This is a genomic window from uncultured Anaerobiospirillum sp. (assembly GCF_902485895.1).
Classification (GTDB): Bacteria; Pseudomonadota; Gammaproteobacteria; order Enterobacterales; family Succinivibrionaceae; genus Anaerobiospirillum; species Anaerobiospirillum succiniciproducens.
The window spans coordinates 1-12,409 of sequence record NZ_CABTML010000073.1 but is presented as its reverse complement, the minus strand read 5'-3'; the positions used below and the strand labels follow the sequence as shown (position 1 = coordinate 12,409).

The window sequence follows — 12,409 nt, the reverse complement described above, 5'->3', positions numbered from 1 at the left end:
GATGATCCTTAGCTTAAGTAATGCCTTTAGGCTATAGAAGCTAAACAAGATTTTGATAGATTGGTAATACTAAGATCGTAAAAGGATCTACTTTGCGATCTACTGCCGACGCATTGAAATAAGATCTTAAAGATAAGATCTCAGATCTAAGATCGTGGGCTAAAAGATTAAGATCGTAAGATCTTAAAAAGATCAGAGTTGAGATCTTATGTTTGTGTGCCACGATCTCAATTAGGGATTTTAAGATCTCACAGATTTTGGGGATCACTATTAAGATCTATAAATAATATAGATCTTTGTATTAGATAGATCTCTTCTTCTTATTAGGCCTCAAAACAGTGGAAAAGTGCGCTAAAGCCGCATTAAATCAACGATCTCAAATGTTAAATTGTTGTGAGTTATGATCGGGATAGTGCTGACTTTCCTGATGAGCCTTTCCCACTAGGGCAAGATCCCACTGTCAATCCACTGTTGATTAACAGCAAAAACCACATGTGAGATCACAAAAATTACAACAACTTGCCCACAGATCATAAGTATTGTTGCTTTTGTGAGATCGCTCTCTTGTGATCGCTTTTCAATATGGTAAGGGAGCCTGAACTTGTCACTTGCGATCTCAGAGCTTGGGTTTAAAGCAGTCACTTTTAAGTAAGTAGTAGCTAGCATCATAACTTTGTTAGAGTGGCAAACATGAGTGCTGGTTATGCCCCCTTGTATATGTGCAGATGTTGTGTGGCAAATTATGGTGATTAGCTTGTTTAAAACGTGAGCTTTCGTGCGCGTTAGCTTGTGGGATTCTGAGATTTATTGGCTTTGCTTAGATGTTGTTTTATCTAAGAGCAATTAACAGCATTGGTATGATGGTGCTGCTGTGGGGCTGAGTTTGATTTGAAGTTGAAGTGATTTAGCTGTGGAGCGGGCAAAAAAATACCCTGACTAGCAGGGTATCTTTTCGTCTCATACAAGACGCTTGAGTGAAGACGAGTTAATTAAACGCGCTTCTTGAACTCGTTGGTGCGGGTATCGATTTCGATACGGTCGCCGATGTTTACGAACTCAGGAACTGAGAGCTCGTAACCAGTGCCAGCTAAACGAGCAGGCTTGGTAACCTTACCAGAGGTATCGCCACGAACTGCAGGCTCGGTGTACTCAACCTCACGAACGATGGTGATAGGTAACTCAACAGAGATAGCCTTGCCATTGTAGAAGGTAACCTGGCAAACGTCTTCCATACCGTCAACGAGGTAGTTTAAAACATCACCTAAGTTGTCCTTCTCGATGTCGTACTGGTTGAACTCTTCGTCCATGAATACGTAGAGTGGATCGTTGAAGTAAGAGTAGGTGCAGTCCTTGCGCTCTAAGATAACGTCATCGATACGGTCATCAGCACGGAAAACGGTCTCGGTACCGGCATCAGAGAGTAAGCTCTTGAGCTTCATCTTAACAACAGCGGCGTTACGACCTGACTTGTTGTACTCAGTCTTCTGAACAACCATTGGGTTGCCGTTGAGCATGATTACGTTACCGGCACGAATTTCTTGTGCAATCTTCATGAAATTACTTCCTACTTGAGATCCGCCCGTCAAGAGTCGGATGCTTACTACCTGAGCCTTAAACTAGGCTGCAGGGTTGTGTTTCTGACCGCCAAAGCGGAGCTGTAACTGACTATATGAGCAATTCAGTTAAGTGTAAAACTGCATCGCCATAATTAAAGTCGGTACGTGCACAGAGATCTAAATGATCTGAGCACTGGCCCTCATGAAGATCTCTTCAAGACCTATATGAGCGCTAAAAATCATTGTCACCCAAAGTCCTGTACTTACCACAGGTTAATGTGACAGCCCTCTATTATACCCTATTTGCCTAATCCTTTTCAAAGCAATTTGAGAAGAAAGGGCATTCTTAAGCGAGCTTAGAGCCAATTTTGCTCATAATGAACTCACATAATGATTGAGAAAGATTGGTTCTACCATTGAGATAAACAGCTAGGTTATAAAAAGCAGCGGCATTGCGCTCAACAAAGCCATTAAAATCAAAGCTCTCTGGCCATGGTTCAGCCTCATTGTAGGCAATCATCACCTGACTAATCTCATCTACCATGGCATCAGCTGTATGTGCGTCAATGGCGATAAATTTAAGACCGTGATGGAGTAACTCTAGCTTATTTGGTTCTGACTCAAGAGTTGGGATTTCTACTTTGAGGATAGTACGCATACGTTCAAGGAAAGATTTTAGCTTGATGATATGTGCCCCTTCATCTTGAGGATAGATATGCCACAAGAAAGGATTACCTGTATGCATGGCTCTGACAATGCTATCCTCGCCTCTAACTAAGTTAAAGTCGGAGCTTACGAGGATGTCGTCATACTCATCATGTCCCACCATGGCTATAGCTTCAATACTTAGATTGTTTCCCACCTCTTTTATTTGGCCAACTTTAAGATCCCACTGATACAGGGCATTGATATTATCTAGACACAAGCCCTCAAAGACCTTAATAAGTGTGTTTTTCCCACAATCTGATAGGCTCTTAACAATGTTTCCCACAGCTTTGTTCTCATAGCCAAACAAGGAAATAACCCTTGTTGCTTCGGCGTTGGCGTTAAGCTTTGAGCATAGCTCATTACTACTTAAAGACTTAGTCTTTGCCTCATCGCAACCTTGTGGGCAAGTAAGTTTAGTGTAGAGTTTAGCAAGATGTGGAATACACTTATTTGTTAAGTCCTTATCAATGTTTAAACCGCCTGTTTTAGAGGTAAAACCAGGGAAGAAGTAGTGAGTGGTGAGACCATCAACAAAGGATGGCAGCGAGTGGCAATCTTCAACCCAATCTTCGGCACTGAGGTACTCTAGATGGATGATGAGTGCTTGTGGTTTATTTAATAGTGTCTCGTGGGTTTGCTTGTCAAAATGGCAGCCAAAAGCATTGATAACACACATCGCGGCTTCATAGTGTTCAAGCGGCTGCTCCCAGTTTTCAAAGCTCAGATTCTCATTTTCATAGTCGTGCTCATTGCAAATGCGCTCTAGGACACTCATGTTGTTACAAAACAGACGTACCTTAAAGTCCTTGTGACTCATAGTGCGAGCTAAGTGCAGACAAACACCAGCATCGCCATAGTTGTCGATTACATCGCAAAAGATATCAAGACTAATCATAAGCAAACCTACTTATTAAGCTCCTTCACCTGAAACTGCCAACAGTTTAGCACGCACCCCACAGCCTAACTAAAAACAACTAAGTCTGCCTAAGCTACGTCATCTAGGCTTTCTTATACAGCTATGTCTCTCAATAAAGCGCATAAATATGCTGATTACACAATGTTATTGCAGACGTGAGTGTTTCTACTCTGATTAAGAGTACGATAGCGGTGTTGCCAACAGCAGTCATAGTTAGCTAAGAGCAAGTCAAAAACTGATACCCTACGCTAGTGCGATTTCTATTGAAAAAAAATCGCAATTAGCGCAAAATAAATAGTTTGGTTTGCCCTGTTTTTATTGGTTAAAAGCGCATATTTAAGCGCTTTTTGCCTATGGTTGTTGTGACTGATGGGGTGGCTTGTTTTTAGCACTTAAGCGTCATGAACTTTATGTTCAAGCACTTAGGTGAGCAAAGGATCTAATGATTTAACCTAGCTTGTTAATCCAACAATTACCATGAGCTAGCAGGCAAAAGTTAGTGCTTAATCAAGCTTTCTTGCAGAACTGTTTAGTGAAAAACACTACTGTGAGCTTATAGAGCTAAGCGTAGTGGGAAACATGTGCCATGTGCATAGGTCTGTGGGGAATCGCTCGAGGCTTTATGTGTAAAGCTGTTATCTAAGTAATGAGTGGATAGATACGCTCTTTTATTAGATAAGTGCATCTACTTTGGGGTTCTTTGTTTAGTGTCAAGTAGAGGTAGGTATGATCGGATATATCGTAAAGCGCGACGGACGCAAGGTAGCCTTTAATCGTAATAAGATTGCTAATGCCATCAAAAAGTCGATGATATCCGCTCATAGTGAAGAGCAAGGCTATGTAGTTGATCAAGACCTCATTGATAGTCTTACTGAAGAAGTGGTCTTACAAATTGAAGATCGCGATGATGTAGTACCTACCGTTGAGAATACCCAAGACGTCATTGAGCGTGTGCTCATTAAGCGCAATCTGTCTGATGAGGCCAAGAATTTTATCTTGTACCGTCAGCAGCGCACTAATGTTCGTACCTACAATGCGGATCTTACCAAGATCTATCGTGACCTGACCTCTAAGTCCAGTGCTGATATGGACTTAAAAAGAGAGAATGCCAATATCGATGCTAATGCTCCAATGGGCTTAATGCTGCGTTTTGGCTCCGAGGGTTCTAAGGACTTTGTTAAGCGTTACGTGCTTAAGCCAGAGCACTCCATTGCTCACTCTAATGGCTCTATCCACATTCACGATTTAGATTTCTATTTACTGACCATTAACTGCTGTCAGATCAATCTTGCAGACTTATTTAGCCGTGGTTTCTCCACTGGCCATGGTTTCTTACGTGAGCCACAGTCCATTCAGTCAGCTGCCGCTTTATCATGTATTGCTGTTCAGTCTAACCAAAACGATATGCATGGCGGCCAGTCTATTCCAATGTTTGAGTATGACTTAGCCCCATATGTAGTTAAGTCCTATAACAAGCACTTACGCAAGGTTATTCAAATCGTGCTGCGCAATGACGAGCTTGATTTAGATGATCTTAAAGAGCTTGTAGATAGCGTTTATAAAAAGAACGGCTCAGCTCTTTGCGATGAATCTCAAGATGAGCTAGCTCAGCAGGTCAAGAAGCTCCTTGGTATTAAGTACTCAGGTGAGGATCTTGAGGACAACCTCAAATACACCATGGAGGAGGCGCATAAGCTTACTAATCGTGAGACTTATCAGGCTATGGAAGCAGTTATCCATAACCTCAACTCCATGCAAAGCCGTGCTGGCGCTCAAGTGCCATTCTCATCCATTAATTATGGTACTGGCACCACTCCAGAACAGCGCATGATCATGAGAAATGTACTCTTAGTGACTGATGCTGGTCTTGGTGGTGGCGAGACTCCTATTTTCCCTGTACAGATCTTCAAAGTTAAAGATGGAATCAATACCAAGCCAGGCGATCCAAACTACGATCTGTTCCGTTTAGCTTGTAAGGTTAGCGCCAAGCGTCTGTTCCCTAACTTCTCATTTCTAGATGCTCCATACAATGCTCAGTACTATGTTGAGGGTCATCCTGAGACTGAAGTTGCAGTTATGGGCTGCCGTACTCGTGTCTTTGGTAATGACTACGATAAGACAAAGCAAGTTATTCCTGGCCGTGGTAACTTATCCTTCACCACCATTAACCTGCCTCGCTTAGCTATTGAGGCTCATGGCTCAATTAGCAAGTTCTATGAGTCTTTAGATCGCATGGTCAACATGGTCTTTGAGCAGCTCTTAGATCGTTTTGAGATTATTGCTGATAAGCATGTGTACAACTACCCATTCTTAATGGGCCAGGGCGTTTGGATTGACTCTTATCGTCTCCACTGGGATGACAAGATCCGTGATGTAATTAAGAATGGCTCTTTATCTGTAGGCTTTATCGGCTTAGCTGAGTGCTTAGTGGCTTTAGTTGGCCAGCATCATGGTGAAAGTGAGCAAGCTTATAAGCTCGGTCTCGATATCATCAAGCACATGCGTGAGCTTACTGATAAGCAAACCCAAAAGACCGGTCTTAACTTCTCCTTATTCTCAACCCCAGCTGAAGGTCTCTCAGGTCGCTTTGTGAAGATCGACCGTAAGATTTACGGTGAGATTAAGGGGGTTACCGATCGTTCTTACTACACCAACAGCTTCCATGTGCCTGTTTACCATAACATCTCAGCTGCAGATAAGATTCGCATTGAGGGCCCATTCCATGAGCTATGCAATGCTGGCGCTATCTCCTACATTGAGATGGATGGTGACTTAAACAAGAACATCGATGCTTTTGAGCGTGTCGTGCTTTACATGAAGGACTGTGGCGTAGGCTACGGCTCTATTAATCACCCTGTAGATCGCTGCCCAGTATGTGGCTATGTTGGTGTGATTAATGATGTTTGCCCTAAGTGCGGACGTAAAGACGGTGAGGGCGTAACCATCGAGCGTCTGAGCAAGTTAGGCGTCGACTGCATCTGCCGAGGCTAAAGCTAAAGCTTATCGCATGGTATAAAGCCTAAGCTTAAGCACCACCTTAAAATATAAAAGACATCTGGTAAGGGAGCTTATCTTGTCAGATACAGTGGTGCTTTAAATTAAGCTTTGCTTTTGCAAGTATCAAAAGATACAAACGCGTACTACATTACAAATTCAGCTTTGTGATCGCAGCAAGTGATCCTCTCGTCAAAAAGCGATCTACTATTACAATCTGAGTCAGGCCATCGCACCTAATTAAGGTCAGTGACACCGTCTCGTAACCGAGCCTCGCTCTTTAAGATGGGCTCATACAAGCGAGAATTAACAGGAGTCTTTATGGTTAACAGAATGCAACCTTGCAACGGAGTTGTGGGCAAAGGTGTTAAGTTTGAGCGCATTCGTCGAGTGACTGGATATTTAGTGGGGTCACTAGATCGATTTAATGATGCCAAGCGTGCTGAGGTAAACGACCGCGTTAAGCATCTACACCTAGGATCATAAGCAAGACTTACCAACAAGGTTTAGCATCAAGAGGGGCTTTTAACACAGCATGAGGCTGTAGCTAAAAGCCTCTTTTTGTTCTATGAAATACACTGCTCATGAAAATAGATAGCTAGCTCTATTTATTTTGGCAGGTGTATTATCATGGGTAAAGAATGTCATTTTATGGGGGCATGGTATGGACGAGCAACTTAAAGCTTTAGAAAACACCACCATTCGTATTGCCGGCGCTGTTGCCGAATCAATCGTTGATGGCCCTGGCATTCGTTACACCATCTTTACTCAAGGCTGCCCTTTTCACTGTAAGGGCTGTCACAATCCACAGTCTCAGCCTCTTGAAGGCGGTATTGAGGTAAAACTCAAAGTCTTCTACAAAGAGATCAAACAAAATCCTTTGATCTCAGGCATTACCTTCTCAGGTGGTGAGCCTTTTTTACAAGCTGAGCCATTAAGTGTTTTAGCTAAGGTACTAAAAAGCGAAGGCTATTCTTTATGGACCTATACTGGCTATACCTACGATAAGCTCATTGCCGATAAGTCACATATGCCTCTCTTAGAGCTCTTAGATGTACTAGTAGATGGTCCTTTTGTAGAGTCTAAGCAATCTATGGATATCGACTTTAGAGGCTCAACTAATCAGCGCATCATTGATGTTCAAAAGAGCCTTAAAGAAGGCCAGGTGGTGCTTGCTGAGGGCTTTGTCTAAAGAATAAACATCCTGCCCAAAGAGCACCTACATAGCATCAGACAACCTTGGGCAGTCCCTCCTCGAGCTCCTTAAGTAATGAGCAGTTTTGGGAGCTTGTCTCATCTCATCTCATCTCATCTCATCTCATCTCATCTCAGCTCCACCTTTTAGGACAATTGTCGATGCGCTCAAGCATCTGGGTATGATTGTTTTTAAGGATATTTCATGGTGTATGCACGTTTTAAACTGCTCTTTGCAGCATTGCGTTATAGGCTTTTTTTTCTCGTGTAGCTGTCACTTATTACATTTTTGGTTGAGTAGATTGTTCTTTGTGTAGAATAATGGCTGTTTTATGGTTTTAGTGCCTATATACATGGGATCTGTAGGGCAAGCTTTCCAGAGTCTTAAGAGTCCTTATTGCTGAGCTTCAAAGATGCAAAGAGACAAGTCAAAACTGCTATGCCGTGCCTGTGACCTAGTGGTTCAGGTGCCTCCTTATAAAAAAGGAGTTACTTGCATTTGTCCGCAATGTAAGAGCGAATTGCGTTCAGGCTCGCGCGTGTCTTTGTACAATTTAGCTGTGGTATCCATTGCATCTGTCATTATGCTGTTTACCTCAGTGACGCTTCCATTCATGACCATTAGCTCTTTGGGCATTTCACAGTCGATGTCGCTTACATCCATTGTGTTTGTGCTGCATAAGAATTGGTCTTTGTTAGTCGCAATCTTTTTGCTCTTTACTTTTTGCTGCCCACTTATCATGCACTTGATAGTTATAGGTATAGTGTTCTTTGGGCTCAAAGTTAACCGCTTCATTGCTAATACCTATACTTTCTGCCACCGCTTTTGTATGGTGGATGTGTTCTTATTAGGTGTTATGGTGAGTTTAATTAAGCTCGTATCTTTAGCTGATATTAGCTTTCACCCCGGTTTCACCTCTGCCATTGTTTTTTCCGTATTAATGGTTTGGTGCTACAGCCACGGCAGTCCTTATAAGATCTGGAACTTAATTAGACCTCATGATGAAGAGCTGCGTAACGCTACTGTTGGTATGCGTGGCATTGATCAAGGTCTGATTATGTGTCGTCACTGTGGCATGGTATATAAGCGTAAAGGGCGTAAGTCAAATAAGCTTGATCAAGAGCTAGAGTCAAGTAAGATCTCATGTGCTGATGATAAGTATCTGTATCGTGGAGAGCACACATGCCCACGTTGTGGACACTCTAATGACAATCGCTCCGTCATGATGTATCAAAAGACAGCTGCCCTACTCATTGCAGCCGTGATCTTATATATCCCTAGTAATGTCTATCCAATCATGTTCACCAACTATTTGGGATCCAATGTTGGTTCAGACATTCTTGATGGCGTGATCTCTTTATGGGGCATGGGCTCATACTTTGTTGCAAGCGTGATCTTGATTGCCTCTATCTGCATCCCAATTGCCAAGATCTTATGTATCTTGCTCTTGTTATATATCACTAAGTATGGCTTTAAAGGCTATCCTTCTCGTTATAACAAGCTGTACAGAATCATTCTTTTTATCGGACGTTGGTCGATGATTGACGTCTTTGTAGTTATTATCATGGCTACTGTAGTGCGCATGAGTGTGCTTACTATCAGTCCAGGTATTGCAGTAGTGTTCTTCTGCTTTACCGTATTAGTGACCATGCTAGCTGCAGAAGAATATGATGAGCGTATGTTATGGGATATTGCGCTTGCTAAAAATCGCGATTCCATTATTAACAAAGACGGCGAGCTCGTGGTCAATATTGAAGAGGAGGACGATAAAACAGATGAAACCTCCAAGATCAATATGGAAACATATGAGCAGCGTGCAGAGGAAATTGCTGCAGCACTAGTAGGCCCAGTTCGCATTGAAAATGTAGCTAAGGCCTATCAAGACGCAGTTGAAAAATCTAACGCTAAAGCTGCAGAGAAATCTCAATCCCAAGTAGCTGTTGATGAGTCTGAAGCTCAAGTTGAGCAAAGCTTAGATGCAAGAAAAGCATCTATAGATCTTGAGAGTGCTAAAGACAAGCTACAAGATGGCAATACAACAGCATCAGCAAACGATAACTCTGTACCAAAAGAAAACAATTGTGCAAGCAGAGACAGCTCTGATGTAATTACAAACTCAAAGAGTACTCATAACAGCGCTACCATCGCTATACGCGATGATAAAGCTGATGAGAGCATCACAACTGCTAAAACCAAATAACATAGTAAGTCTTATTGAAACACTGCAACTAGTACTTTGTGACTTGCACAGTGCAGCATGTTCTAAAGACTGATGCTACTTTAAAAAAGAATAACTTTCTTAACCGATTTTAGGTGGAGGTAGGCGCTTGTAGCTCTTCGATAAGTTATCGAGGATCAGCGCTTAATTAGGATTATGACAACACCGCAGAAAAACATTGTGAAAAATGCAGTGGCTCAGGAAGTTGGGAGCAAAGGCTCAGCTATTGAGCACAAGAGCAAGAAGATCTCTCTAGTCTGGGTTGTGCCTGCTATTGCCATGATCCTAATGGCATTGCTGCTGTGGAATCATATGCTCAATATGGGCCCAGTTATTCAGATCACAACCAATAGTGCATCTGGTATTGAAGAGGGTAAAACTCTAGTTAAGATGCGTTCTGTAAACGTAGGTATGGTGACTGATGTAGTGCTCTCACCTGACTACAAAAAGACCATTTTGACTGTGCAGATGGATAAGAACACTGATGACCTCTTGCGCAAAGATACTGACTTTTGGGTCGTTAAGCCTCGTGTTGAAAGTGCTGGTATTTCAGGCTTAGATACAATTTTATCTGGTGCATATATTCAGCTTAGTATTGGAGAGTCAGCTGAATATGCCTCTGAGTTCGTTGCCTTAGATGATCCTCCAGTTAGACAAGATGGAGAGAATGGCATTTTGGTTTCTTTATTCTCTAAAGATCCACTCCGTATTTCATCAGGCGATAATGTTTCCTTTAGAGGCTTTAATGTCGGTGTTGTTACTGAAAGTAAGCTCGATGTTGATAGCCAGCGCATTCATTACCGTGCATTCATTCGTGAGCCATATGATGCCTTAGTTAACCACAATACCAAGTTCTGGATTAGCTCCGGCGTTGAGTTTGAGCTCAGTCCTGCGGGTGCTTCTGTACGTACTGAGTCAATTGATAATTTAGTAACTGGCGGCATCTCTTTTGATAACTTCATCGATAATCAATCAGAGTCTGTCAGAGTTCCTAACGATACAGTCTTTACTCTTTATAACAAGAGAGAGGATGCTCGTATCTCAGCATTAGGCGGCTCACTTTTGTACGTTGTGATGCTCGAGAACTCAATTTACAACATTAAACAAGGCTCATTGATTTACTATCGTGGAGTGAAGGTAGGTGAGGTTGTTAAATCACCATGGTTTGATGATAACTCAGAAGTCTTTACTGCTAAGGCCTTGCCTGTAATGATCGCTATCGATAGCGACTCTTTAAACCGTCATCATGTTACTGAGGCTTTAAACGGCTTGCTCAAGAAAAATAATTTGTGTGCGGGCGTCGGTTCTGCCAATCTCATCATAGCTAACAATCAGATTGAATTAAGCTCCAATGGTAAGGAAAAGTGTACTGTGCCTGACCATCTTAAGAAGATGCAGTATGTAGAGCGCAAGAACGGACTTCTGACATACAGAGGCATTAATGTTATTCCTATCAAGCCATCGCAGTCTCTTGATAATCAGCTCAACCAGCTTATGGAGAAGCTCAATGAGTTTGATGTAGCTGGCTTCTCTACCGAGCTGCAAAATAGCTTAAAGGCCTTTGCAGGTGCTATGGATGCATTTACTGAGAGTAATACTGCAGTTAAGCGTACCAATGTTATTGAGAAGCTCTCAGAGGCATTTGAGAATTTAAATAAGTCAGTAAAGGGCTATGGTCCAGATACTGATCTTTATAAGTCTATTGAGCATAACCTCCATAACATTGAGCAGATCTTGCAAGACATTTCACCTGTGGTAAGTGAGGCAGGTCAGAGTCCAAAGGCTCTTATCTTTGGCTCTCCAAATGACCCTATTCCAACCGCACCAAAGAAGTAGTGCCTAAAATAGGATCGTGTTATCTTAACAAGTTAAAAGGAGAGAGCTCTTTCTTCTTAGCAATTGGTAGTAGAAGGGGCTTATAACCCGTTATGAAGAAACTGAATCTTGTACTCACTAGTGCATTTTTAAGCACTGTGCTAACTGCCTGTGGCAATGTCTCTGATGTGAATTTTGAGCGCTATACCTTAACCCAGGATGTGCAGCCTGAGTCATACTTATCTACTCTCAATGTGAGCCTGCATTTAGCTCCAGTGCTTGATCAGGGTGGTGTGGTACTGCAGATATCTGACGTATCACTGCGTCCTGCGAAGAATCATCGCTATAGTGCGGATCTCGACAATGAGCTAAGAGTGATCTTTATTGATGAGTTAAGTAAGGCCTCATTAAATAAGAAGTTTGTGAACTACCAATACAAGCTTTATGTACCAAAGTTTCAAGGCACTATTGATGGCAAAAGTATCGTAAGTGTCTCTTTGCAAATTATCGATCCTAAGAACGATCAAGTTATCTATACAGGCTCTCACTCATCTGAGAGTGATATTAGTGCAGATGGTTACGGCCCATTAGTAACAGCTTTAAAGGCTAATTACATCAAGAGCGTTAACTACCTTATAGATGAGATGCGTAAGCTTAATCTAAAGTAGTTATCGCAAAACTACATTCTGTACCCCACTTCAATGCGCTCGCAAGCCTACCTAACAGTCACACTTACTAATAGGACTAATAGGCAACAACTAATAAAAGCCACCCCTCATCGAGCGCATTAAATCCTTCCTAAGCATCATCGCATCTAAAGATCTCACTAGCTAAAACCACACTCTTTCATGCCCAGCTCTTCGTAGCACGATGAGCTTATCTGCAGCCAGTACTTGGTCGATTTTACGGGGGTTAAATTTAAAAGCTAGCATACATATTATAAACCGCATGTTTATCGAATTTTAAGGAAACATGCAATTGCTAGGATTTAACAAAACCACACTGAT

8 protein-coding genes are annotated in these 12,409 nt (G+C 42.1%); 6 read left to right on the top strand and 2 right to left on the bottom strand.

Features of this window, described 5'->3' with window-relative positions; translation table 11 throughout:
- Positions 1–989: 989 nt before the first annotated feature.
- The gene (gene efp, locus RDO37_RS06150; protein ID WP_027939921.1) at positions 990–1,553 is read right to left on the bottom strand and encodes an elongation factor P; all 564 of its coding nucleotides are present in this window, start codon (positions 1,551–1,553) and stop codon (positions 990–992) included.
- Positions 1,554–1,902: 349 nt separating this feature from the next.
- Positions 1,903–3,159, bottom strand: a complete 1,257-nt coding sequence (gene earP / locus RDO37_RS06145; protein ID WP_308498459.1) for an elongation factor P maturation arginine rhamnosyltransferase EarP — start codon at positions 3,157–3,159, stop codon at positions 1,903–1,905.
- Between the two features lie 747 nt (positions 3,160–3,906).
- Between earP and RDO37_RS06140 the strand changes: the two genes are divergently transcribed.
- From RDO37_RS06140 to RDO37_RS06115, 6 genes are all read left to right on the top strand, one after another.
- Entirely contained in the window at positions 3,907–6,171 is a 2,265-nt protein-coding gene (locus RDO37_RS06140) for an anaerobic ribonucleoside triphosphate reductase (RefSeq protein ID WP_308498458.1), read from the top strand.
- Positions 6,172–6,495: 324 nt separating this feature from the next.
- Positions 6,496–6,660: an anaerobic ribonucleoside-triphosphate reductase gene (nrdD, locus tag RDO37_RS06135; protein ID WP_156907589.1), complete on the top strand. Its 165-nt coding sequence runs from the start codon at positions 6,496–6,498 to the stop codon at positions 6,658–6,660.
- A 178-nt stretch (positions 6,661–6,838) separates the two neighbouring features.
- The gene (gene nrdG / locus RDO37_RS06130) at positions 6,839–7,366 is read left to right on the top strand and encodes an anaerobic ribonucleoside-triphosphate reductase activating protein (protein WP_308498457.1); all 528 of its coding nucleotides are present in this window, start codon (positions 6,839–6,841) and stop codon (positions 7,364–7,366) included.
- 541 nt (positions 7,367–7,907) lie between these two features.
- Positions 7,908–9,569, top strand: coding sequence for a paraquat-inducible protein A (locus RDO37_RS06125; protein WP_308498456.1), 1,662 nt, complete (start codon positions 7,908–7,910; stop codon positions 9,567–9,569).
- A gap of 174 nt (positions 9,570–9,743) precedes the next feature.
- On the top strand, positions 9,744–11,423 hold the full coding sequence (locus tag RDO37_RS06120; RefSeq protein WP_308498455.1) for an MlaD family protein: 1,680 nt from the start codon (positions 9,744–9,746) through the stop codon (positions 11,421–11,423).
- A gap of 92 nt (positions 11,424–11,515) precedes the next feature.
- Positions 11,516–12,070 carry an ABC-type transport auxiliary lipoprotein family protein gene (locus tag RDO37_RS06115; protein ID WP_308498454.1) on the top strand — a complete coding sequence of 185 codons (555 nt, stop codon included), beginning with the start codon at positions 11,516–11,518 and terminating at the stop codon, positions 12,068–12,070.
- The last annotated feature ends 339 nt before the right edge of the window (positions 12,071–12,409 follow it).